At 72.8% G+C, this 23,446-nt stretch carries 19 protein-coding genes and 1 pseudogene; 3 read left to right on the top strand and 17 right to left on the bottom strand.

The window, feature by feature from the left end; genetic code table 11:
- Nucleotides 1-24 precede the first annotated feature (24 nt).
- Together ACWC24_RS07100 and ACWC24_RS07095 are read left to right on the top strand one after the other, a co-directional pair.
- Complete coding sequence (locus ACWC24_RS07100; RefSeq protein WP_450661815.1) at nucleotides 25-1,023, top strand: aldo/keto reductase; 999 nt, start codon at nucleotides 25-27, stop codon at nucleotides 1,021-1,023.
- A 152-nt stretch (nucleotides 1,024-1,175) separates the two neighbouring features.
- The gene (locus tag ACWC24_RS07095) at nucleotides 1,176-2,345 is read left to right on the top strand and encodes a PQQ-dependent sugar dehydrogenase (RefSeq protein WP_450661814.1); all 1,170 of its coding nucleotides are present in this window, start codon (nucleotides 1,176-1,178) and stop codon (nucleotides 2,343-2,345) included.
- 51 nt (nucleotides 2,346-2,396) lie between these two features.
- Here ACWC24_RS07095 and ACWC24_RS07090 read toward each other — a convergent pair whose 3' ends face one another.
- The 6 genes from ACWC24_RS07090 to ACWC24_RS07065 form a co-directional block, all read right to left on the bottom strand.
- A complete protein-coding gene (locus ACWC24_RS07090; protein WP_450661813.1) occupies nucleotides 2,397-2,603 on the bottom strand; it encodes a DUF6191 domain-containing protein in 207 nt (68 codons plus the stop codon).
- 36 nt (nucleotides 2,604-2,639) lie between these two features.
- Entirely contained in the window at nucleotides 2,640-5,744 is a 3,105-nt protein-coding gene (locus ACWC24_RS07085) for a helix-turn-helix transcriptional regulator (RefSeq protein ID WP_450661812.1), read from the bottom strand.
- 197 nt (nucleotides 5,745-5,941) lie between these two features.
- Complete coding sequence (locus ACWC24_RS07080; RefSeq protein WP_450661811.1) at nucleotides 5,942-6,127, bottom strand: hypothetical protein; 186 nt, start codon at nucleotides 6,125-6,127, stop codon at nucleotides 5,942-5,944.
- 215 nt (nucleotides 6,128-6,342) lie between these two features.
- Nucleotides 6,343-6,975: a hypothetical protein gene (locus ACWC24_RS07075; RefSeq protein ID WP_450661810.1), complete on the bottom strand. Its 633-nt coding sequence runs from the start codon at nucleotides 6,973-6,975 to the stop codon at nucleotides 6,343-6,345.
- A 71-nt stretch (nucleotides 6,976-7,046) separates the two neighbouring features.
- Entirely contained in the window at nucleotides 7,047-9,293 is a 2,247-nt protein-coding gene (locus tag ACWC24_RS07070; RefSeq protein ID WP_450661809.1) for an MMPL family transporter, read from the bottom strand.
- A 191-nt stretch (nucleotides 9,294-9,484) separates the two neighbouring features.
- Nucleotides 9,485-10,117 carry a hypothetical protein gene (locus ACWC24_RS07065; protein WP_450661808.1) on the bottom strand — a complete coding sequence of 211 codons (633 nt, stop codon included), beginning with the start codon at nucleotides 10,115-10,117 and terminating at the stop codon, nucleotides 9,485-9,487.
- A 186-nt stretch (nucleotides 10,118-10,303) separates the two neighbouring features.
- On the opposite strand from ACWC24_RS07065, the gene ACWC24_RS07060 reads away from it, so the two are divergent.
- Nucleotides 10,304-11,143 carry an SAM-dependent methyltransferase gene (locus ACWC24_RS07060; RefSeq protein WP_450661807.1) on the top strand — a complete coding sequence of 280 codons (840 nt, stop codon included), beginning with the start codon at nucleotides 10,304-10,306 and terminating at the stop codon, nucleotides 11,141-11,143.
- A gap of 58 nt (nucleotides 11,144-11,201) precedes the next feature.
- On the opposite strand, the gene gatB is transcribed toward ACWC24_RS07060, so the two are convergent.
- From gatB to ACWC24_RS07005, 11 genes and pseudogenes are all read right to left on the bottom strand, one after another.
- A complete protein-coding gene (gatB, locus tag ACWC24_RS07055; protein ID WP_450661806.1) occupies nucleotides 11,202-12,716 on the bottom strand; it encodes an Asp-tRNA(Asn)/Glu-tRNA(Gln) amidotransferase subunit GatB in 1,515 nt (504 codons plus the stop codon).
- Nucleotides 12,717-12,731: 15 nt separating this feature from the next.
- Complete coding sequence (locus ACWC24_RS07050) at nucleotides 12,732-12,974, bottom strand: hypothetical protein (RefSeq protein ID WP_162468499.1); 243 nt, start codon at nucleotides 12,972-12,974, stop codon at nucleotides 12,732-12,734.
- The gene (gene gatA, locus ACWC24_RS07045) at nucleotides 12,971-14,464 is read right to left on the bottom strand and encodes an Asp-tRNA(Asn)/Glu-tRNA(Gln) amidotransferase subunit GatA (RefSeq protein WP_450661805.1); all 1,494 of its coding nucleotides are present in this window, start codon (nucleotides 14,462-14,464) and stop codon (nucleotides 12,971-12,973) included. The genes ACWC24_RS07050 and gatA overlap by 4 nt, the downstream gene beginning before the upstream one ends.
- 6 nt (nucleotides 14,465-14,470) lie before the next feature.
- Nucleotides 14,471-14,767 carry an Asp-tRNA(Asn)/Glu-tRNA(Gln) amidotransferase subunit GatC gene (gatC, locus tag ACWC24_RS07040; protein WP_015036350.1) on the bottom strand — a complete coding sequence of 99 codons (297 nt, stop codon included), beginning with the start codon at nucleotides 14,765-14,767 and terminating at the stop codon, nucleotides 14,471-14,473.
- Between the two features lie 102 nt (nucleotides 14,768-14,869).
- Nucleotides 14,870-15,361: a cupin domain-containing protein gene (locus ACWC24_RS07035; protein ID WP_450661804.1), complete on the bottom strand. Its 492-nt coding sequence runs from the start codon at nucleotides 15,359-15,361 to the stop codon at nucleotides 14,870-14,872.
- A gap of 53 nt (nucleotides 15,362-15,414) precedes the next feature.
- A pseudogene (locus tag ACWC24_RS07030) lies at nucleotides 15,415-15,766 on the bottom strand (DUF4267 domain-containing protein).
- Between the two features lie 538 nt (nucleotides 15,767-16,304).
- The gene (locus ACWC24_RS07025) at nucleotides 16,305-18,587 is read right to left on the bottom strand and encodes a putative bifunctional diguanylate cyclase/phosphodiesterase (protein WP_450661803.1); all 2,283 of its coding nucleotides are present in this window, start codon (nucleotides 18,585-18,587) and stop codon (nucleotides 16,305-16,307) included.
- A 259-nt stretch (nucleotides 18,588-18,846) separates the two neighbouring features.
- Entirely contained in the window at nucleotides 18,847-21,042 is a 2,196-nt protein-coding gene (ligA, locus tag ACWC24_RS07020; RefSeq protein WP_450661802.1) for an NAD-dependent DNA ligase LigA, read from the bottom strand.
- 15 nt (nucleotides 21,043-21,057) lie between these two features.
- Complete coding sequence (locus ACWC24_RS07015; RefSeq protein WP_450661978.1) at nucleotides 21,058-22,014, bottom strand: methionine synthase; 957 nt, start codon at nucleotides 22,012-22,014, stop codon at nucleotides 21,058-21,060.
- Between the two features lie 154 nt (nucleotides 22,015-22,168).
- Nucleotides 22,169-22,858, bottom strand: a complete 690-nt coding sequence (locus ACWC24_RS07010; protein WP_450661801.1) for an SDR family oxidoreductase — start codon at nucleotides 22,856-22,858, stop codon at nucleotides 22,169-22,171.
- A gap of 15 nt (nucleotides 22,859-22,873) precedes the next feature.
- Nucleotides 22,874-23,437: an LOG family protein gene (locus ACWC24_RS07005; RefSeq protein WP_450661800.1), complete on the bottom strand. Its 564-nt coding sequence runs from the start codon at nucleotides 23,435-23,437 to the stop codon at nucleotides 22,874-22,876.
- Nucleotides 23,438-23,446 lie beyond the last annotated feature (9 nt).

Below are 23,446 nucleotides of genomic sequence, written 5' to 3'. Positions count from 1 at the left end.
CGGGCGAGGGAGGTTCACGAGCAGGTGGAGCGCAGGACGATCGGTGCGGGGGCGCTCGCGACGGGGGCCGTCGGACTCGGGTGCATGCCGATGAGCTGGGCCTACAGCGGTTCGCGGCAGCGCGGCGACGAGTCGACGAGAGCGGTGCACCGGGCCCTTGACCTGGGCTCGACGTTGCTCGACACGGCCGACATGTACGGCCCGTTCACCAACGAGCTGCTGGTGGGGCGGGTGTTGAAGGAACGGCGCGAGGACGCGTTCGTGTCCACCAAGGTCGGCCTGCTGGTCGGTGAGCAGCACATCGTGGCCAACGGGCGCCCCGAGTACGTGAGAAGAGCGTGCGACGCCTCGCTGCGCCGGCTCCAGACGGACGTCATCGACCTCTACCAGCTGCACCGGGCCGACCCCGAGGTTCCCGTCGAGGAGACCTGGGGCGCGATGGCGGAGCTGGTGCGGGCCGGGAAGGTGCGGGCGCTCGGGCTGTGCGCGGTGGGCGCGCGCGGCGGACGCCGGACCGGCGCGCGGCTGCACGACGCGACGATCCGTCAGTTGCAGCGCGTGCAACAGGTGTTCCCGGTGAGCGCGGTGGAGGCCGAGCTGTCCGTGTGGTCGCCGGAGGCGCTGGACGCGCTGGTGCCGTGGTGCGCGGCGCGCGGGGTCGGCTTCCTGGCGGCGATGCCGCTCGGCAACGGTTTCCTGACCGGCACGCTGACCCCCGGCGAGGGCTTCGAACCGGACGACATGCGCGCCCGCCACCCCCGCTTCACCGCCGAGATGATGGCCGAGAACCAGCCGATCGTCGTCGGTCTGCGCCGGGTGGCCCGGCGGCACGGCGAGCACGTCACGGCGGCCCAGGTGGCGCTGGCCTGGGTGCTGGCCCAGGGGCGGCACGTGCTGCCGGTGCCGGGCGCGAAGCGGGAACGATGGGTGACGGAGAACGCGGCGGCGGCGGCACTGCGGCTGACGGCCGACGACCTGGCGGAGGTGGCCGGGCTGCCGGGGGCGATGGGGTCCTGGGACTGAGCCGGAAGCCCGCGGGGCGCACGCGGAGATTCGTTCGTACAAAGGTTCCCACTGGGCGCGCGCGGGGAACCGTACGGGCGTCGGGGGCCCGCTCGGGAACCCTTCGGGCGGGAGCGTCGTAGACAAGGAAGACCCTCCGCGTCGAAGGGACCATGATCGTGCAACGTCGTGCTGTGACGTCCGTGTTGGCCGCAGGCACCCTCCTGTTGACGGCCGGCTGCTCATCCGGCGCGGAAGGATCCGGCCAGGAACCGTCGGGCGCCGCGTCGGACCGTACGAGCGCGGCGGCGTCCGCCACCGGCCCGGCCGCCGAGGAGACACCGCCCGCGAAGGGCTCGGTGAAAGTGCTGCGCACGGTCGCCGAGGGCCTCAAGACCCCGTGGGGGCTGGCCCCGGTCCCCGGCGGCGGTCTGCTCGTCTCCTCCCGGGACGAGGGGACGATCACCCTCGTCGACGAGGGGACCGGCAAGAAGACGGAGCTGGGTGAGGTGGCGGGGGTGTCCCCCGCCGGCGAGGGCGGCCTGCTGGGCATCGCGCTCTCCCCGGACTTCGCCTCGGACCACATGATCTACGCGTACTTCACCTCCGCCTCCGACAACCGCATCGTCCGGATGCTCTACGACCCCGCGAAACCCGCGGGCGAGCAACTGGGCGCGCCCGACACGGTCTTCAAGGGCATCCCCAAGGGGATGATCCACAACGGCGGCCGGATCGCCTTCGGTCCCGACCGGATGCTCTACGCCGGCACGGGCGAGAGCGGCGACCGGGGCCTGTCGCAGGACCGGAAGTCCCTCGGCGGCAAGATCCTGCGGCTGACCCCGGAGGGCGAGCCCGCCCCGGGCAACCCGTTCCCGGACTCCCCCGTGTACTCGTACGGACACCGCAACGTCCAGGGGCTGGCCTGGGACACGAAACAGCGGCTGTTCGCCTCGGAGTTCGGCCAGGACACCTGGGACGAGCTCAACGCGATCAAGCCGGGCGCCGACTACGGCTGGCCGGACGCCGAGGGCAGGTCGTCCGATCCGAAGTACCAGAACCCGGTGGCCCAGTGGCACACGGACGACGCCTCCCCCAGCGGGATCGCCCACGCGCAGGGCTCCGTCTGGATGGCGGGGCTGAAGGGGCAACGCCTGTGGCGCGTCCCGCTCAAGGGGACCGAGACCTCGGCGGCTCCGCAGGCCTTCCTCACCGGCACGTACGGCCGGCTGCGCACGGTGGTGTCGGCGGGCGGCGACAAGCTGTGGCTGGTCACCAGCAACACGGACGGCCGGGGGGACCCGAAGCCGGGGGACGACCGGATCCTGGAGCTGGAGGTGAGCTGAACCGCCCGCCGCCGGTCCCCTTCTCCCTCCCGCCCCGGCCGCCCCGGTCGCTCACCCGTCGCCGGGGCCGGGCGCATCCGGCTCCGGTTCCGGCTCCGGCGGGGGCAGGCGTACGACGACCTTGCCCGACGTGAGGTCTATCGGTCCACGTCCGGGATCGCTGTCCCCGGTGTCCTCGCGGGTCAGTTCCAGCCGGTTCTGTTCGTCACGGGTGTGCTTGCGGCCCGGGGCGAAGAGTTCCGCGAAGGCATCGAACACAGGTCCTCCTCCTGGCGGTTTCCTCCACCCTACGACTCAGGTCCGCGGACCCGGGGGCAGCCGTTCAAAGGGCAGCGGGCCGGCCGGGAACAGTCCCGCCCGGTGCGCCAGCGCCGCCGCCTCTCCCCGGCCCGAGACCCCGAGCTTGCCCAGGATGTTGGAGACGTGGACGCTGGCCGTCTTCGGGGAGATGAAGAGCTCCTCGGCGATCTGGCGGTTGGTGCGCCCGGCGGCGACGAGACGCAGGACGTCGCGCTCCCGGCCGGTCAGGCCCAGGGCTTCGGCGGGGTCGGCCGGCCGCTCCGGGGCGCGGGCCGCCGGGAAGAGGCGGGCGCCCCGGGCGAGCCGGGTGACGGCGTCGGCCAGCGGGCGGGCGCCGAGCTCCTCGGCGACGGCGTGGGCGAGGCGGAGCAGCTCGGCCGCGCGGGCCCGCTCGTCGCCGTCGTCGGCGGGGGTGCCGCCCGGGCGCTCGGCACCGGTGGTGAGGAGCGCCTCGGCGAGGCGGTACCGGATGCGGGCGAGGTCGTGGGGACGTTCCAGCTGTTCGAAGGCTGTGACGACCTCCGACCAGGTCTCGGCGGTGGCCCGGCCCTCGCTCGTGCGCACCTCGGCGCGGACCCACCGCTCGTGGGCGAGCCAGACGGGCGCGTCCGTGGTGAGGGTCTTCGCGGACTCCAGGATGCGCTCCAGGGTCCGGCGGCGCCCCTGCTGCGCGACGGGCAGGGCGCGGGCGTCGGCCTCGGCGGCGGCCGCGGCCAGCAGCAGGGGCCAGGCGTAGCGCTGGGTGCCGGTGGGGAAGCCTGCGTCGAGGGCGTGGTCGAGTGCGACGCGGGCGTCGAGGAGTCGGCCCTCGGCGGCGGCGAGGCCGACGGTGACCAGCGCGAGCGGGATCGACTGCGGGAGCGCGGCCTCGAAGGAGCCGAAGTACGCTGCCGCCCGTTTCAGTTGACCGGCGGCTTCGACGAGGTCGCCGCGGGACAGGGCGAGTTGGGCCAGCAGGAGGGAACTGTCGGCCTGCGGACGGCCGTTGCACCCGAGGCGTACGGCGTTGCGCGCCGCGTCGGCGGCCTCGTCCCAGCGGCCGAGCGAGCAGAGGGACTCGGCGAGGTTGCCCCACACCCAGCCCTCGGTCTCCCCGAGGCCGAACTTCCTTACGTAGAAGACCCCTTCCTCGAGGATCGGGACGGCCTCCCGGGAGCGCCCGACCGCCTCCAGCTCGGTGGGCAGGTTCACGTAGGCGCGCCCCGCGACGTTGACGAGGCCGAGGCGCAGCGCCCGCTCCTTGACGTCCCGCATCTCGGCGAGTCCGGCCTCTATGTCCCCGGCGTCGACCATGAGGCCGCCGAGGGTGAGGCGGTCGTTCAGTTCGATCTCGTCGGCCCCGACCATGCGCGCGTACTCCACGGCGCGCTCGGCGGCCGCCAGGGCCCCCGGGCCGGGCGCGTGCGACATCAGCCAGGCGGCCACGCTGCCCAGTACCTCGGCGTGCACCCGCGACGGCGGCAGACCGCGCACCAGTTCCTGGGCGGAGGCCAGTTCCGGCCAGCCGTCGCCGCGGGCCTGCGCCTGCAGCAGCCGGGAGCGCTGGACCCAGAACCAGGCGGCGCGCAGCGGGTCCTGCTCCTCGTCCAGCAGGCTCAGCGCGCGCTTGGTGATCTTCAGGGCGCGTTCGCGCTCGCCGCAGAACCGGCCCGCGACGGCCGCCTCGGCCAGCAGGTCGAGGTAGCACAGGGAGGCGCCCTCGCGCCCCTCCGCGCCGTCCTGGCCGTCCTGGCCGTCGGCCGGGTAGGCCTGCACGTAGTCGAGCGGGCGGAGTCGGGACCGTACGGCCTCGGGGGCGGCGTCCCACAGTTCCATGGCGCGTTCCAGCAGCCGCAGCTGCTCGCTGTAGGCGTGTCGGCAGCGCGCCGTGGCGGAGGCTTCGAGGACGGCGGGCAGGGCCTTGGCCGGGTCGTGGGCGTGGTACCAGTAGCTCGCCAGGCGCATGACACGCTCGTCGGCCGGGACGAGCGTGGAGTCGGCTTCCAGGGCCTCGGCGTAGCGGCGGTTCAGGCGGGCGCGCTCACCGGGCAGCAGGTCGTCGCCGACCGCCTCGCGGACCAGGGAGTGCCGGAAGCGGTAACCGTCGCCGCCCGGGGCGACGAGCAGGATGTGGGCGTTCACGGCGGCCCGCAGCGCCTCGATGAGGTCGTCCTCGGTGAGCCCGGCGACGGCGGCGAGCAACTGGTACTCGACGGTGGAACCGCCCTCGGCGACGATCCGGGCGACGTTCTGGGCGCACTCGGGCAGGCTCTCGACCCGGACCAGCAGCAGGTCGCGCAGCGAGTCGGTGAGCCCAGTGGGGCAGCCCGCGCCGGCGGCCACGGCGAGCTCCTCGACGAAGAAGGCGTTGCCGTCGGAGCGCTCGAAGATGTGGTCGACCTGGGCGGGGTCCGGTTCGGTGGCCAGGATCCCGGCGATCTGGCGGCGCACCTCCGCCCGGTCGAAGCGGGCGAGCTCGATCCGGCGGACCGTGCGCTGCCGGTCCAGCTCGGCGAGCAGGGGCCGCAGCGGATGCCGGCGGTGGATGTCGTCGGCGCGGTAGGTGGCGAGGACGACGAGCCGGCCGGTGCGCAGGGTGCGGAAGAGGTAGGCGAGGAGGTGGCGGGTCGAGGCGTCGGCCCAGTGCAGGTCCTCCAGGGCCAGCACCACGGTGCGGTCGGCCGCGAGCCGCTCCAGCAGCCGGGCGGTGAGTTCGAAGAGGCGGGCCATGCCCTCCTCTTCGTAGCGGCCGAGGACGCCCTCGCCCAGCTCCGGCAGGAGCCCGGCCAGCTCCTCCTGCCGCCCGGCGGCCGCGTCGGCCAGGGCGTCGGGCAGTTCCCGGCGCAGCGCGCGCAGAGCCGCGGAGAACGGCGTGAAGGGCAGTCCGTCGGCGCCGATCTCGACACAGCCGCCGACGGCGACGACGGCGCCCCGGCCGCGGGCGACGGTCGCGAACTCCTCGACGAGCCGGGTCTTGCCCACCCCGGCCTCGCCGCCGATCAGCAGCGCCTGCGGCTCGCCAGCGGCCGCACGGGCCAGCGCGTCGTCCAGGATGCCCAACTCCTCGGCACGGCCGACGAACACGGGACTGACGGAACTGTTCTGCACGGGCCCGAGCATCGCACAGGGCTCGGGCCGGGCCGGGCCGGACGGCGGGAAGGAGAGGGCCGGTACGGTCCCGCCGCCCACTGCACCCCCAGCTGCCCCCTCGGCCCCCTCGGCCCTCTCGGCCCTCTCGGCCTGGCGCTCCGTCCGGGCCCCGGTCCCGCCCCCGGCCGGCTGCCGGGGGCGGCCGGCCGCCGGGGCCCCTACCGCGTTCACGCGGCGCGGTTCAGCCGCAGCCGCCGGAGGCGGCGGGTATGCGACTCGGCGGGCTGGAGCCGTTGCTCGGCCTCCCGGCGGGCGGCGCGGCGGCCGCGGACGGCCGCGCGGGCCAGCCGCTCCTCGTCGGCGCGGCGGATCAGCTCGGCGGAACGGATCTGCTGGAGCTCGTACTCGTACATGGTGTGTCCCCTGTGCGGTGAGTGTCGGTGTCGTGTCATCGCTCGCTGCGATGACTCCACCTTCGTCCGCCAGGGGGGTCCGCCACATCGGGAGAGTTCCGCATCTTCCGGGGGCGGCGGGGCCTTAGACGCGCCTCAGGGGCCCTGCGGCGCGCGTAAGGCACTTACGTACGCCGTGGGGCCCCTGAGGACCTGCGGGGTTGCGGCCCTGGGTGTCAGCTCGCGGAGGGCAGCCCGAGCAGGATGTCCGTGTACTTGAGGACGGCCAGCAGCAGGCCGACGACGCCCAGCGAGACACCGGCCCAGGCGACCGACTTGATCCACGGTGCCTGCGGCTTGCCGGGGGCTCCGAACGCGGGCCTGACGAGCACCACGACAGCGACGATCAGGGCGGCCAGCGCGAACACGCCGCCCCACAGGGCGGTGGTCTGCCAGGCGTCGCCGTAGATCTCCTTGATCTGCGTGGCGACGCTCGCGGACGACGAGGTCTTGAGCTGGCCGATGAGGGTCTCGCGCGCGGCGGCCACCGTGGAGATCCAGCTGCCGGTGAGCGAGACCAGGCCGAGGGCCGCGGAGACCACGGCGGCCGCGCCCTGGCCGACCCCGGAGGGGCCGTCCTCCCGCGGCAGGTCGAGGCCTTCGACGTCCGCGTCGTCCGCGTCGTCGGCGGCGGCGTCGGCGGCGGCGTCGGCGTCGGCGTCGGCGGCTGATTCCTCGGCTTCGGCCTCGGCTCCGGTCACCCCGTCCGCGGTGGCGTCGTCGGTCGTGGTGGCGTCCCGCTTCTCCTCGTCGTTCGTCGCCTCGGCGCCCGTCTCGGCACCGGTCTCGTCAAGTGTCTTCGTTCCCATGCCCCGCACCGTACGGACGGAGTCTGAGAGCTCTCTTAACGATCGTTGTGAGCGGTACGCGCGCGCTGCCGCTACTTCGCCGCCACGTCCGGCTGCGGTACGGCGCCCGTCTCCGCCGCGGCGTCGGCCTCCGGTACGCCCGTGAGGTCCGCGAGCCGCTCGTGCGCGGCGCGGCACTCGGGGGGTTCGATGCTGATGCGCGGCAGCCTGCGGTCGAGCCAGGCGGGCAGCCACCAGTTGGCGCCGCCGAGCATGTGCATCAGGGCCGGCACGAGCAGGGTGCGCAGGACGAAGGCGTCGATGGCGACGGCGGAGGCGAGGGCGATGCCGAACATGGCGATCACCCGGTCACCGCTGAGCACGAAGGCGAGGAAGACCGAGATCATGATGATCGCGGCGGAGTTGATCACCCGGCTGGTCTCGGCGAGGCCGACCCGGACGGCACGGCGGTTGTCGCCGGTCTCCAGCCACTCCTCGTACATCCGGCTGACCAGGAAGACCTGGTAGTCCATCGAGAGGCCGAAGAGCACGGACACCATGATCACGGGCAGGAAGGGCTCGATCGGGCCGGCGCGGCCCAGACCGAGCAGTTCGCTGCCCCAGCCCCACTGGAAGACCATGACGACGACACCGAAGGCGGCGGCGACGGCGGCCACGTTCATCGCGGCGGCCTTGAGCGGGATGCCGATCGAGCGGAAGGCGAGCAGCAGCAGGACGCAGCCGAGCCCGATGACGACCCCGACGAACAGCGGCAGCTTGCCGACGATCACGCCCGCGAAGTCGTCGTACGCCGCGGTCACCCCGCCGACGCCCACGTCCAGGGTGGTGCCCTTCTCGGCGCGCGGCAGCACCTCGGTGCGCAGCCGGTCGACGAGGTCGCTGGTGCTGCGGGACTGCGGCGCGGAGTCGGGGACGACGGTGAGGTAGGCGGTGCGGCCCTGGGCGTCGTAGGTGACCGGCGTCACGGCCGCGACGCCCTCGGTGCTGCGCAGCGTGGCGTCGAGGTTGTCGAGGGCGGCCTTGTCCTCGGCCCCGCCGACGCCGGTGACGAGGGTGAGGGGACCGTTGACGCCGGGGCCGAAGCCCTCCGCGAGCAGGTCGTAGGCCTGGCGGGTGGTGGCGGTCTTCGGGTTGTTGCCCTGGTCGGAGGTGCCCAGGTGCAAGGAGAAGGTGGGCAGCGCGAGGACGGCGACGACGGCGACGGCGAGGGTGCCGAGCAGCTTGGGGCGGCGCTCGACGAACGCCGACCAGCGGGCGGCGAACCCGGTCGGCAGCTCGGGCTGGGGTCCGTGCTCCAGGAGCCGGCGGCGCTCACGGCGGCTCAGGGAGCGCGGGCCGATGAAGGACAGCAGGGCGGGCAGCAGGGTCACGGAGGCCGCGACCGTCAGCACCACGGTGAGGGCGGCGGCTATCGCGACGCCGTTGAGGAAGCTCAGCCGCAGGATCAGCATGCCCAGCAGGGCGATACAGACGGTGGCTCCGGCGAAGACGACGGCCCGTCCGGTGGTGGCGACGGCGTTGGTGACGGCCTCGTCGACCGGGAGGCCGCGTTTGAGGCCGCGCCGGTGCCGGGTGACGATGAACAGGGCGTAGTCGATGCCGACGCCCAGCCCGACCAGCATGCCGAGCATGGGGGCGAAGTCGGCGACGGTCATGGCGTGCCCGAGCAGCGCGATCCCGGCGTAGGCGGTGCCCACGCTGACCAGGGCGGTGGCGATGGGCAGCAGCGAGGCGGCCAGCGAACCGAAGGCCAGGAACAGTACGACACCGGCGACGACCACGCCGACGATCTCGGAGACGTGCCCGCCTGACGACTCGGTGAGCGCGATCGCGCTGCCGCCCAGCTCCACCTGGAGATCGGTGCTCCGGGCCGCCTGGGCGGCCTCGACCACCGGCCGCACCTCGGCCTTGGTGATCTGCTCGACGGGGCGGTCGAAGGTGACGGTGGCGTACGCGGTCCGTCCGTCGGCGCTGATCCGGCTCGCGCCCTGGTCGCCGTAGGGGCCGGTCACGGAGGCCACCCCGGGCAGGTCCGCGATCCTGTCCAGGGTGCCGGTCATCGTCTGTTCGACGTCGGCGGCCCGGACGGTGCCGGAGGTGGTGTGCCAGACGACCGTGTCGCTGTCTCCGCCCAGGCCGGGAAAGCCGTCCTGGAGCAGCTTCACGGCGCGGCCCGACTCGGTCCCGGGGACCTCGTAGTCGTTGGTGTAGGCGGAGCCGGCGACGGACGCGCCCGCGGTCATCCCGGCGAAAGCGAGGAGCCACAGTACGACGACGAGGATGCGGTGTCGGACACACCAGCGCGCGAGGGCTGACACAGTCGTGCTCCCGGATTACATCGTTGGATCTTTGACCGGGAACAGCCACGAAGAACTGAAGAGCCAGCAAAGAACGCATGAGCGGTGCGTTGCCACTCTTTCAGGCTTAAGCGATCGTTTGTCGGATTCATTGCCTTCTGGGAGGCAAGTCACAGTGTGCCGCCGGGGTCTCCAGCACCCCTTCGGCCACGTCAGTCGACCTGGTCGCCGACCGCCATCACCATCACTCCGGCGATCAGCAGCCACAGCGCCCGCCGGGTGTGCCCGCGGTGTCCCAGGACCGCGGCGGGCGCGCAGACGACGGCGCCGAGGGCGTAGGCCGCGGGGGCGAGGGCCGGTGCGGGACCGACGCAGCGCAGCAGGGCCGCGGCGAGGCCCATCAGGGTCAGCAGCACCCCGGTGACGGTCGCCGTCCAGCGAGCCCGCCGCGCGTCCTCGGCATGGTCCTCCAGGTCGTCGGGGTCGGCGGCGTCGTCCAGGCCCTCCGGGTCGTCCAGGCCCTCCAGTCCCTCCGGGTCGTCCGGGTTCTCCGGGCCCCCCGAACCCCCCTGATCGGCCGAGTCCTCCGAATCCTGCGACCGCTCCGAGTCCTGCGGGGCTTCCGGGACCGTAGGAGCCTCGGCGGCTTCCGGGACCGTAGGAGCCTCGGCGGCTTCCGGGGCTTCCGGCTCGGCCGGATCGACCGGATCAGCCGGATCGACCGGATCGGCCGGGTCCTCCCGGTCCTGCGGGCCGTCCGGCCGGTCGCTCTCGTCCCGCACCTCGGCCTCGGCTATGTCCGCGTCCCTCTCGGTGTCCGTCGTGGAATCAGTACGTCCGCTCATGGCGGGCGAGCGTAGTCGCTCCGGCCGGCAAATCCGGCTGCGGGGCGGCTCGGCACCTGTTAGCGTCCCGGCCGTCCGCCGTTCCGGCACATCGCCGCCGACCCGAGCAGGTGCATTTTTTGACGGTTCGACCGAGCTCCTACGCCATCCGTTCCCTTTCCGAGGACCCGAGGAGCCCGTTCGCCCATGTCCGAGATCACATCCGGCGCCACCCCGAACAACCCCCCGGACGACACCCCGAACACCACGACCGCCACCCTCGCTGACCGTCTGTCCCAGGTCCGCTATCCGCTCAGTGGCCGCTACGACATCCGCTGGACCGTCGAGAACCAGATGGGCCCGCACGCCCTGTGGCTGCTGGAGTGGCTGGCCCCCGCACTCGGGCTGGACCGGCTTCGGCCCAGCGCCCGGGTGCTCGACCTCGGCTGCGGCCGCGCGATGACCTCCGTCTTCCTGGCCAGGGAGTACGGCGTCCAGGTCACCGCCGCCGACCTGTGGGTGAAGCCCGACGACAACGCCGTACGCATCGCCGAGGCGGGCGTCGCCGACCGCGTGCTGCCCGTGCACGCCGAGGCGCACGCCCTGCCGTTCGGGGAGGGCGGCTTCGACGCGATCGTGTCCGTCGACGCCTACCAGTACTTCGGCACCGACGATCTGTACCTGCCCACGCTGACCCGGCTGCTGAAGCCGGGCGGGCGGATCGGCGTCGTCGTACCGGCGCTGAAGGAGGAGGTCACGGGCACCGAGCCGCCGGAGCACCTGAAGCCCTGGTGGGAGCCCGACTTCTGGTGCTTCCACTCCCCCGGCTGGTGGCGCCGCCACTGGACCCGCAGCGGGGCCGTCGAGGTCGAGGCGGCCGACTGGCAGCCGGACGGCTGGCGGGACTGGCTGCTGTGGTGCGAGGTGGTCGCCGAGGAGAGCACGGACGACTTCCACGTCCGGATGGCCGGCCGGTGCGCGGAGATGCTCCGCGCGGACCGGGGGCGCGCCCTCGGATTCGTACGGGTCGTCGGGCGCCGCCCCTAGGGTCACGCCCGGGGGGACACACCGGAACCGGTGTGTCCCCCCGGGGAGCGAACGAACGTCAGCCCTCGCTGACGCCCAGCTTCTCCAGGATCAGCTCCTTGACGCGGGCCGCGTCAGCCTGGCCGCGCGTGGCCTTCATGACCGCGCCGACCAGGGCGCCGGCCGCGGCCACCTTGCCGCCGCGGATCTTGTCCGCGACGCCCGGGTTGCCCGCGATGGCCTCCTCGACGGCGGTCGTGAGCGCGCCCTCGTCGGAGACGACCTTCAGACCGCGCTTGTCGACGACCTCGTCCGGGGTGCCCTCGCCCGCGAGGACGCCCTCGATGACCTGGCGCGCCAGCTTGTCGTTCAGGTCGCCCTTCGAGACCAGCTCGGTGACCCGGGCGACCTGCTCCGGCGTGATGGCCAGCTCGTCCAGCGCCTTGCCGGACTCGTTGGCGCTGCGCGCGAGCTCGCCCATCCACCACTTGCGGGCGGAGGCGGCGTCGGCCCCGGCGTCGATCGTCGCGACGATCAGGTCCAGGGCGCCGGCGTTGAGGATCGACTGCATGTCGGTCCCCGAGACCGCCCACTCCTCGCGGAGCCGGTTGCGGCGCACCAGCGGCAGCTCGGGCAGTCCGGCGCGGATCTCCTCGACCCACTCGCGGGACGGCGCCACCGGCACCAGGTCCGGCTCGGGGAAGTACCGGTAGTCCTCGGCCTCCTCCTTCACGCGGCCCGAGGTCGTCGACCCCGTGTCCTCGTGGAAGTGCCGGGTCTCCTGGATGATCGTGCCGCCGCTGCTCAGCACGGCCGCGTGCCGCATGATCTCGAAGCGGGCCGCACGCTCCACGGACCGCAGCGAGTTCACGTTCTTGGTCTCGGAACGTGTACCGAACTTCTCGGTGCCGTTGGGGCGCAGCGACAGGTTCACGTCGCAGCGCATCTGGCCCATCTCCATGCGGGCCTCGGAGACGCCGAGCGCCTTGATGACCTCGCGCAGCTCACGGACGTACGCCCGCGCGACCTCGGGGGCCCGCTCGCCCGCGCCCTCGATCGGCTTGGTGACGATCTCGATGAGCGGGATGCCCGCGCGGTTGTAGTCGAGCAGGGAGTGCGAGGCGCCGTGGATACGGCCGGTGGCACCGCCCACGTGGGTGGACTTGCCGGTGTCCTCCTCCATGTGGGCGCGCTCGATCTGGACGCGGAAGGTCTCCCCGTCCTCCAGCTGCACGTCGAGGTAGCCGTCGAAGGCGATCGGCTCGTCGTACTGGGAGGTCTGGAAGTTCTTCGGCATGTCCGGATAGAAGTAGTTCTTCCGGGCGAAGCGGCACCACTCGGCGATCTCGCAGTTGAGCGCGAGACCGATCTTGATGGCCGACTCGATGCCGATCGCGTTGACGACCGGGAGCGCGCCGGGCATGCCGAGGCAGGTCGGGCAGGTCTGCGAGTTGGGCTCGGCGCCCAGCTCGGTCGAGCACCCGCAGAACATCTTGGTCTTGGTGCCGAGTTCGACATGGACCTCGAGGCCCATGACGGGGTCGTACGACGCCAGCGCGTCCTCGTACGACACCAGGTCGGTCGTGGTGGTCACGGTGAAACTTCCCTCTCAGCCCAGCAGGACGTCGTCGTCGCCCAGCCGCTTCAGCTCGCGGTAAAGGATGGCGAGGCCGGTGACGATCGCGACGGCCGACACCGTGGCGTCGACCAGGCGCAGCGTGTCGTGCTCGGCGCGGGCCTTCTTGATCTGCTTGGCGACACCCAGTGCGCCGAAGGCGGTGGTGGCCATGGACAGGTACGTGCCGGACTTCGACTTCTTGAAGCCCTTGGCCTTGGACAGTGCCTTGCTCACAGCGACGGAGCCTCCTCGATCAGCGGGTGCCCCCACCTTTCCACGAAGGCGGCCTCGACGGCGGCGCCGACCTTGTACAGCCGGTCGTCCTTCAGCGCCGGGGCGATGATCTGGAGCCCGACCGGGAGGTTGTCCTCCGGGGCGAGGCCGCACGGCAGCGACATGGCCGCGTTGCCCGCCAGGTTGGTCGGGATCGTGCACAGGTCCGCGAGGTACATCGCCATCGGGTCGTCGGCGCGCTCGCCGATCGCGAAGGCGGTGGTGGGCGTGGTCGGCGAGACGATCACGTCGACCTGCTCGAACGCCTTCTCGAAGTCCCGCGTGATGAGCGTGCGGACCTTCTGCGCGGAGCCGTAGTACGCGTCGTAGTAGCCGGAGCTCAGGGCGTACGTGCCGAGCATGATGCGGCGCTTGACCTCGGGGCCGAAGCCCGCCTCACGGGTGAGGGAGGTGACCTCCTCGGCCGAACGGGTGCCGTCGTCGCCGGTGCGCAGGCCGTAGCGCAGGCCGTCGAAGCGGGCCAGGTTGGACGAGCACTCCGAGGGCGCGATCAGGTAGTACGCCGACAGGGCCAGGTCGAAGGACGGGCAGTCCAGCTCGACGATCTCGGCACCCAGCTCCTTGAGCAGCTCGACGGACTCGTCGAAGCGCTGGATGACGCCGGCCTGGTAGCCCTCGCCGCGGAACTGCTTGACGACGCCGACGCGCATACCCGCCACGCTGCCGTTGCGGGCGGCCTCGACGACCGGCGGGACCGGGGCGTCGATGGAGGTGGAGTCGAGCGGGTCGTGCCCGGCGATCACCTCGTGCAGCAGCGCCGCGTCCAGGACCGTACGGGCGCAGGGGCCGCCCTGGTCGAGGGAGGACGAGAAGGCGACCATGCCGTAGCGGGAGACCGCGCCGTAGGTCGGCTTCACACCGACCGTGCCGGTGACGGCGGCCGGCTGGCGGATGGAGCCGCCGGTGTCGGTGCCGATGGCCAGCGGGGCCTGGAAGGAGGCCAGGGCGGCGCTGGAGCCGCCGCCGGAGCCGCCGGGGATCTTGGTCAGGTCCCAGGGGTTTCCGGTCGGGCCGTAGGCGCTGTTCTCGGTCGAGGACCCCATGGCGAACTCGTCCATGTTGGTCTTGCCGAGGATGACCACGTCGGCGGCCTTCAGCCGCTTGGTGAGGGTCGCGTCGTACGGCGGGATCCAGCCCTCGAGGATCTTCGAACCGACGGTCGTCGGGATGCCCTCGGTGGTGAAGATGTCCTTCAGCGCGAGCGGGACGCCGGCCAGCGGGCCGAGCTTCTCGCCGCGCTCGCGCTTGGCGTCGACGGCGCGGGCCTGGGCGAGGGCACCCTCGCGGTCGACGTACAGGAAGGCGTGCACCTTCTCGTCGACGGCCTCGATCCGGGCCAGGTGGGCCTCGGTGACCTCGACGGCCGTGAGCTCGCCGGAGGCGATCTTCTCGGCGGTCTCGGCGGCGGTGAGCTTGATGATGTCCGTCATGACTTCTTAGTCCTCCCCCAGGATCTGCGGCACCTTGAAACGCTGCTGCTCCTGGGCCGGGGCGCCGGAGAGCGCCTGCTCGGGGGTGAGCGACGGACGGACCTCGTCCGCCCGCATGACGTTCGTCAGCGGGAGCGGGTGCGAGGTCGGCGGTACGTCTTGGTCGGCGACCTCGCTGACGCGGGCCACCGCGCCGATGATGTCGTCCAGCTGTCCGGCGAAGTGGTCGAGCTCTTCGCCCTTCAGCTCCAGACGCGCCAGCCGAGCGAGGTGGGCGACCTCCTCGCGCGTGATGCCAGGCATGCAGCGTTCCTCTGGGGTGAGTGAGTGGTTTGGCCCCAATCCTAGGGGGCCGGGCGCGGTGCCCGCGCAACGGTTTCCCCCGGACCGGCCCCCGGACCCCCGTCAGCGGCGGCCGTCCCAGGCCTCGCTGCGCAGGAAGTGGTTGTCGTAGAGCTCCTGTACCTCCAGCAGACTCTCCGGGCCGACCTCACCCAGGCGGATGCGCTGGAGGTGGCGGAAGTAGCCGAAGCGCTCGACGCCCGGGGTGATCACGACGAGGATGTCGGCCGCGCTGCCGGGGGCGGCGGCGAAGGCGTGGGGCCTGCCCGGCGGGACGATCACCAGGTCGCCGCGCTCGGTGGTGACGACGTCGTCGCCGGAGAGCAGTTCGGCGGCGCCGTCCAGCATGAAGAACATCTCGGCGGAGTTGCGGTGCAGGTGCGGGCGGGCGCCGTCGGCACCGTCCGCGAGGGTGATCCGCACGGTGGACAGCGCCCCGCCGCTGGCGCTGCTGTCGGCCAGCAGCCGGACGGCGACGGGATCGTCGCCGAGCTTCTCGGCCTCCGCCTCGCGGACGATCACGGACGAATCGAACTTCGGTACGAACATCGACATGGTCGAACCCCCTGTTGGTCGTAACGGTGCGCAGGCGGACGTGACGGGTGGACTCAGACGGCGAAGAGCAGCCCGGCGCTGATCAGCACCACCACCGCGGTGGCGAAGTGGACCCCGAAGGCGACGGCCTTCGCGCCGCCGTGGCGCAGCGCTGTCAGCGTGTCGCCGAGCGGCAGGATCGCCACGACGAGCATGAACCACGCCTCGGCGCGGGCACCGACGAACGCGAGAAGTGCCGGCCCCATCAGGCCGAGGACGCCGTCCCGCGCCCCTTTGATCGGGAGGTAGGCGGCCCCGGCGGGGACGCCGTAGCCGGCGACGGCCGGGCCGGAACAGGAACCGGTATCCGTTGAACACGACGAACAGATCGAGCACGACAGCCATGGTGTACGCGGTGACGGTCACGTCGGATCTCCTTGCCAGCAGCGCAAGGGACAGGAGCGGAGCTGGCGTAGCGGCGACAGCCGGATGCTCCCGCGTACGGCCGGTGGACCGGCGGGATGTCCCGAACAGAATGAGCGCCCCCTGCACACACCGACGGACGGCAGACCCGGCGGGGGCGGCCGGCGTGGGCGGGCGGCCGACGTGGGCGGGCAGCCGACGCGGGCGGGCAGCCGACGCGGGCGGGCAGCCGACGCGGGCGGGCAGCCGACGCGGGCGGGCAGCCGACGCGGGCGGGCAGCCGACGCGGGCGGCTGGCGTGGGCACAGCGAACACGGGCCGGTCCGAGCAGGGCCGGTCCGAGCAGGGGCGGTCCGGGCAGGCGGGGGGCGCGAGCGGGGGCGGACGGCACGGAAGGTCCGGGCGGGCAGCCGGCCGAGCGGGGACGGCCTGCGCGGGACGACGAGTACGGGCGGTCCGGGCAGGGGCGGTCCGGGCGGGCGGGGGCCGGGCGTGGCCGACGGGTCGCGGATCTGCGGGAGTGGGGCCGGTGGGGCGACGGTCAGTCGTCGGACGCCGCTGCGGGCAGGGCCGCTGCCGGGCGCTGCCAGCCGCGCGATCCGCGCGCGCGCAGCCATGCCGTGGTCTCCTCGGGAGGCATCGCGGCGGCGACCAGCCAGCCCTGCACGGCGTCGCAGCCGAGATCACGCAGCCGTTCCCAGGTCTCGTCGTCCTCGACGCCCTCGGCGACGACCAGCAGACCCAGGGAATGGGCCAGGTCGACCGTGCAGCGGACGATCTCCGCGTCCTGCGGGTCCACGGCCAGCCGGGCCACGAACGAGCGGTCGATCTTCAGCTCGCTGACCGGCAGCCGGCGCAGATGCACCAGCGAGGAGTAACCGGTGCCGAAGTCGTCCAGCGACATCTTCACGCCGTGCCCGGTCAGCGCGGCCAGGGTGTCGGCGGCCCGCTGCGGGTCCTCCAGCAGGACGTGCTCCGTTATCTCCAGTTGGAGCGCCCCGGCGGGCACCCCGTGCCGGGCGAGCCGGGCGGCGACGGAGCCCGCGAAGCCGGGCGTGTGGACGTCGCGCGGGGAGACGTTGACCGCGACGGGCACGTACAGGCCCTCGGCGCGCCACCGGGCGACCTGGGCCAGCGCCGTCTCCAGGACGTACTCCGTCAGATGCGGCATCAGCCCGGAGGACTCGGCGATCGCTATGAACTCGTCCGGCGGGACCTTGCCGCGCTCGGGGTGCACCCAGCGGACCAGCGCCTCCAGACCGGCCACCTGTCCGTCGAAGCGGACCTTGGGCTGGTAGTGGAGCTGGACCTCGTGGGCGTCGAGGGCGCGGCGCAGGTCACCCAGCAGGCCGAGCCGGTCCGGGGTGTTGGAGTCGCGCTTGGACTCGTAGACCTCCACCCCCGTGCGGTCCCGCTTCGCCTGGTACATGGCGACGTCCGCCCGGCGCAGCATCCCCTCGGCGTCGAGGGCGTGGTCGGGGAAGACGGCGACGCCCGCACTGGCCTCCAGGACGAGGGTGAGTCCGTCGAGGTCGAGCGGGGAGCTGAGGGCGGCGACCAGGCCGCGGGCGATGCGGGTGGCGGATGTGGTGGAGTCGGCGACCGGCAGTAACACGGCGAACTCGTCGCCGCCGAGCCGCGCGGCCTCCGCCCCGCGCGGCAGGGCCACCCGCAGCCGGTCGGCTATCTGGAGCAGCAGCCGGTCGCCGGCCAGATGGCCCAGGGTGTCGTTGACCGAACGGAAGCGGTCCAGGTCGATCAGCATGAGGGCGGAGCGGGCGCCGATCCGCTCGGCGTCGTCCAGGGCCGTCCAGATACGTTCCAGCAGCCACTGACGGTTGGGCAGGCCGGTGAGCGGGTCACGCAGTTGCTCCTCGGCGCGGGCCCGCGCGATCCACAGGGTGGAGTCGAGGGCGACCAGCGGGATGGAGAACAGCGGCAGCAGGACGGGTTCGGCGGCGGCGACCACACAGACGAGGGGGGCGATGCCGAGCAGCGCGACCGCGACCAGGCCCTGTCTGACCAGGGCGGTGCGGGCGACGGTGGGCAGTCCGCCGTTGCGCGGGGCGTTCAGGTACCACAGCAGGGTGCGGGTCACCACGAGGTAGGCGGCCGCGACCAGCACCACCTGGGGGGCGGTGTAGAGGGTCCAGCTGTCGGGGTTCCAGGGGGCCTCGACGGACGGCACCCGCCCGAAGGCCGCAAGCACCAGGGCCCCGGCGCCGATGCCGAGGATGTCCACCGCGCCGTGCAGGACGCCCTGCCGCCAGCGGTGGCGTCTGGCTATGCCGACCAGCACGACGACGGTGAGGCTGACCATGCCGGCCGCCACCCAGCCGTAGAGGAGCAGCACGGCGAGGGTGAGGGCGGCGCCCGATCCGGTTCCGCCCCACCAGCGGGAGCGGCCCAGCATGACGAGGTGGCCGACGATGATGCCGGTCAGGATCGCCAGCGACCAGCCGACGGCGCCGCACGGGAAGAGCGCGTGGCTGCCGGTGAAGGCCCGGTAGAAACCGGCGCCCAGGACGAAGGCGGCCGCCGCGACGACGGCCGCGGGCAGCGCGGGCCAGGACGGGTGAAGTCCGGATTCGGCACCGGGCAGGCCGGGGGTGTGCGGGGCGTCGAGACGGGTGCCGTCGAGGCTGTCGGCCACGAGGTCGCGGGCGGGGCCGTGACCGTCCACGGGGGTGCGCAGGGCGACCGCGCGCCCCTCCGCACCCTCGTGCGCCGAAGGCCGCGTCCCCCACCGGCTGTCCCGCCAGGCGCCGGTGACCCGACGCAGGCTCAGCCGTGCGTCCGGAGCGGCGCTCTCGGTCGGTTCCATTCCCGTCCCTCTCACAGCCGGCGGTGCCCACACCACACGGCCCGATGCCCGACAACCTGCGACGGCGCCGGGCTGGAAAGCCCTTCCCCGTGCCCACCAGGAGCAGGGGGATGCCCCGGCCGCAGCCGGGCACGGCAGGCGCACATCCCAACAGTAGGCCGCGGAAGGCTTCCACGGGCAGCGGTCGTCGACGGTTGCCCGATTGAGACCCCGCCACCCCTATGCATCTGGTATGCGCCGATCGGGTGGCCTTCCACCGCTACTCCGCGACCGGAAGGGCGACTTCGGCCGCCGCCTCCGGCCCCTGTTCCAGCAGCACACCGAAGCCGTCCTCGTTCAGTACGGGCACCTTCAGCTGCATCGCCTTGTCGTACTTCGATCCGGGGCTTTCACCCACAACGACGAACGACGTCTTCTTGGAGACCGATCCGGTCACTTTCGCACCGCGGCTCTGCAACGCGTCCTTGGCGCCGTCGCGGGTGAAGTTCTCCAGGGTGCCGGTCACGACGACGGTGAGACCCTCCAGCGGGCGCGGGCCCTGGTCCTCGCCGGACGACTCGTCCTCCAGCGGGACTCCGGCCGCCTTCCACTTGCGGACGATCTCGCGGTGCCAGTCCTCGGCGAACCACTCCTTGAGGGCGGCGGCGATGACGGGACCGACGCCGTCGGTGGCGGCCAGCTCCTCCTCGGTGGCCTGTTCGATCCGGTCGACCGAACGGAACTCGCGCGCGAGGGTCTGCGCCGCCACCGGACCGACGTGCCGGATGGACAGGCCGTTCAGGAAGCGGGCGAGGGGGCGGGCCTTGGCCGCCTCGATGTTCTCCAGCAGCGCGAGCGTGTTCTTCTTCGGCTCGCCCTTCTGGTTGGCGAAGACCGTGACGACCTTCTCCTCGCCCGTCCTGGGATCGCGCTTGGGCAGGCCGCTGTCCGGGTCGAGGACATAGGCCTTGATGGGCAGCAGCTTCTCCACCGTCAGGTCGAACAGGTCGCCCTCGTCCACCAGGGGCGGGTCGGCCGGCTCCAGCGGACGGGTCAGCGCCGCGGCGGCCACCGCACCGAAGTTCTCGATGTCCAGGCACTCACGGCCCGCGAGGTAGGAGACCCGCTCGCGCAACTGGGCCGGGCAGGTACGCGCGTTGGGGCAGCGGAGGTCGATGTCGCCCTCCTTCATGGGCCGCAACGGCGTCCCGCACTCGGGGCACTCGGCCGGCATCACGAACTCCCGCTCGGTGCCGTCCCGCAGGTCGGCCACCGGACCGAGGATCTCCGGGATGACGTCACCGGCCTTGCGGATCACCACGGTGTCGCCGATGAGCACGCCCTTGGCCTTGACGACCTCCTGGTTGTGCAGGGTGGCGAACTCGACCTCGCTGCCCGCGACCGTGACCGGCTCGACCTGCGCGTAGGGCGTGACGCGACCGGTGCGGCCGACGCCCACCTTGATGTCGATGAGCTTGGTGTTGACCTCTTCCGGCGCGTACTTGTAGGCGATCGCCCAGCGCGGGGCCCGAGCGGTGGACCCGAGTCTGCCCTGGAGCCGGATCTCGTCCAGTTTGACGACGGCACCGTCGATCTCGTGCTCCACGGAATGACGGTTCTCGCCGTCGTAATGGGCGATGAACGCGCGTACGCCGTCCAGGTCGTCGACCACCCGGTTGTGCGTGGAGGTGGGCAGGCCCCAGGTCTTCAGCAGGTCGTAGGCCTGGGAGAGACGGGTCATGCCCGTGAAGCCCTCGAGGGCGCCGATGCCGTGGACGACCATGTGCAGCGGGCGCCCGGCGGTGACCCGCGGGTCCTTCTGGCGCAGCGAACCGGCGGCGGCGTTGCGGGGGTTGGCGAAGGGCTTGTCGCCGGCCGCGACCAGCCGGGCGTTCAGCGCCTCGAACTTCTCCATCGGGAAGTAGACCTCGCCGCGGATCTCCACCAGGTCGGGGACGTCGTCGCCCGGGAGGCGGTCGGGGATCTCCGCGATCGTGCGCACGTTCGGGGTGATGTCCTCGCCGGTGCGACCGTCGCCGCGGGTGGCGGCGCGGGTGAGACGGCCGCGTTCGTAGGTGAGATTGACGGCGAGGCCGTCCACCTTCAGCTCGCACAGGAAGTGGTACTCCTGGTCGCCCAGTTCCCTGGCGACGCGGTCCGTCCAGGCCGCCAACTCCTCGTCGTCGAAGGCGTTGTCCAGGGAGAGCATCCGTGAGCGGTGCTCGACGGCCGTGAACTCCGTCGCGTAGGACCCCGCGACCTTCTGGGTCGGCGAGTCGGGCGTGCGCAGCCCGGGGTGCTCCTCCTCCAGCGCCTCCAACGCGCGCAGGAGTCGGTCGAACTCCGCGTCGCTGACGACGGGAGCGTCCTTCACGTAGTACCGGAAGCGGTGCTCCTCGATCTGCTCGGCGAGCTGCGCGTGCTGCTCCCGTGCCTCGGCGGGCACCGTCGTCTCCGCCTGCTGGTCGCCGGCCACCGTGTCGTCCTCCCGTTACTCTGGGTTGTCCGCGAGGGATCTCGCCGCCGAAACGCAGTGGGCGAGCGCCCTGCGCGCGTACGCGGGGGACGCCCCCGCGAGGCCGCACGACGGAGTGACCGTCACCGCCTCCGCGAGCAGCCCCGGTTGCAGCCCCAGCCTGCGCCACAGCGTTCTGACACCCATGACGCTACCGGCAGGGTCCGACAATGCGGAGTCCGTGCCGGGCACGACACCGGCGAACAGCCGGGTGCCCGCCTCCACCGTCTCGCCGATCGCGTCGTCGTCACGTTCGGTGAGCAGTGAGAAGTCGAAGGACACGGCCGCCGCCCCGGCCCGGCGCAGCAGCGCGAACGGGACGTCCGGCGCGCAGGAGTGGACCACGACCGGGCCCTCGTCGTGCACGCCGACGACGTCGCGGAGGGTGGCCTCCACCAACTGCCGGTCGACGGCGCGGTGGGTGCGGTAGCCGCTGGCCGACTTCACCTGGCCGCGCAGCACGGCGGTGAGGGAGGGTTCGTCGAGCTGGAGGACGAGCCGGGCGCCGGGGATGCGGCGGCGCACCTCGGCGAGGTGCAGCCGCAGCCCCTCGGCGAGCGAGCCGGCGAGGTCGCGGCAGGCGCCGGGGTCGGAGAGCGCGACCTCGCCGTTCCTCAGCTCCAGCGCGGCGGCCAGCGTCCAGGGGCCCACCGCCTGCACCTTCAGCGGGCCCGTGTACTCCTGGGTGAACTCCTCCAGCGCGTCCAGGTCCTCCCCCAGCCACGACCTGGCCCGCTTGGTGTCCCGCCCCGGCCGGTCCCCGAGCCGCCAGCCGCTGGGCTCCACGCGCGCGTACAGCTCGACGAGCATCCCGGCGGTCCGCCCGACCATGTCCGCGCCGGGGCCGCGGGCCGGCAGCTCGGGCAGGAACGGGAAGTCCTCGAAGGACCCGGCGACGGTCTTGGCGGCCTCCCGGGCGTCGCCGCCGGGCATCGAGCCGATCCCGGTCGCGGGGCCGAAGCCGGCCTGGCTGTTTTCGCTCACCCCGGAAGCCTACGTAACCCGCGGGGCGCCCACGCCACCCCCGGGTGCGAGCGGTCGGCGTCCGCAGAGCGGTCCGCCGTCGTGCCCGCCGGTCATCGCGGGCTCACCGGCCGGGCCGTACCGTCAGGTCGTTGACCTCCGCGTCCCGGGGCAGGTCGAGGGCCATCAGGATCGTCGTCGCGACGGACTCGGGGTCGATCCACCGCGCCGGGTCGTACTCCTTGCCCTCCTGCCGGTGGACCTTGGCCTGCATCGGGCTGTCGGTGCGGCCGGGGTAGACGGAGGTGACGCGGACGCCGTTCGCGTGCTCCTCGTGGCGCAGCGAGTCGGCGAGGGCCTTCAGGCCGTGCTTGGAGGCCGCGTACGCAGACCAGTCGGCGTGGGCGTTGAGCCCGGCGCCGGAGTTGACGAAGAGCACGTGCCCCTGGGAGACCCGCAGCTGGGGCAGGAAGTGGCGGGTCAGCTCCGCGGGGGCGATCAGGTTGACGTTGAGCTGGTGGCGCCACGCCTTGGGCGTCAGGTCGCCGACCGGCCCCAGGTCGACCACGCCCGCGATGTGCAGCAGGGAGTCCACCCGGTCCGGCAGGCTCTGGTGGGAGAACGCCCAGCTCAGCTTGTCGGGATCCGCCAGGTCACCGACCAGCGTGCGCGCCCCGTCGAACTCGGCCGCCAGTTCCTTCGCACGGCCGGCGTCGCGCGCGTGCAGCACGAGTTCGTCCCCGCGCGCGTGCAGACGGCGGGCGACGGCCGCGCCGATGCCCGACCCCGCCCCGGTGATCACATGAGTTGCCATGCCGCCATGCTCGCATCACTCCAGGCCGGCGCCCCCGGCGGGAGCCGTCGGTGTCGCGGCCTCCAGGTAGGCCAGCGCGGCGAGCGGCTCCTGCGCGAAGAACACCAGTTCGGCGAGGGGGCGGGGCAGGAAGCCCTCGGCATCCATGCGCCGGAACTGCGTCTCCAGGCCGTCGTAGAAGCCCGCGGTGTTCAGCAGCACGACCGGCTTGGTGGTGTGCCCGTGCTTCTTCAGCTCCAGGATCTCGGTCGCCTCGTCCAGCGTCCCGGTCCCGCCGACCATCACCACCACCGCGTCGGCCTTCTCCAGGAGCAGCCGCTTGCGCTCGGCGAGGTCGGCCGCGATCACCATCTCGTCGGCACCCGGGCGGGCCGTGGCCGCCAGGAAGCCCACGGAGACCCCGCAGAGCCGCCCGCCGGCCCCCTGCACGCCGTCGGCGACCACCTTCATCAGACCGACGTCCGAGCCGCCCCACACGAGCGTGTGCCCGCCCTTGCCGAGCAGTTGCGCGAACTCGCGCGCGGGACGGGTGTAGCGGTCGTCGAGGTCTGCGGCGGAGAGGAAGACACAGATACGCATGGGGGACAC

It is taken from the genome of Streptomyces sp. NPDC001443, assembly GCF_053597355.1.
Note: the sequence above shows the minus strand (reverse complement) of the source record. Positions and strands in the feature narration are given on the sequence as shown.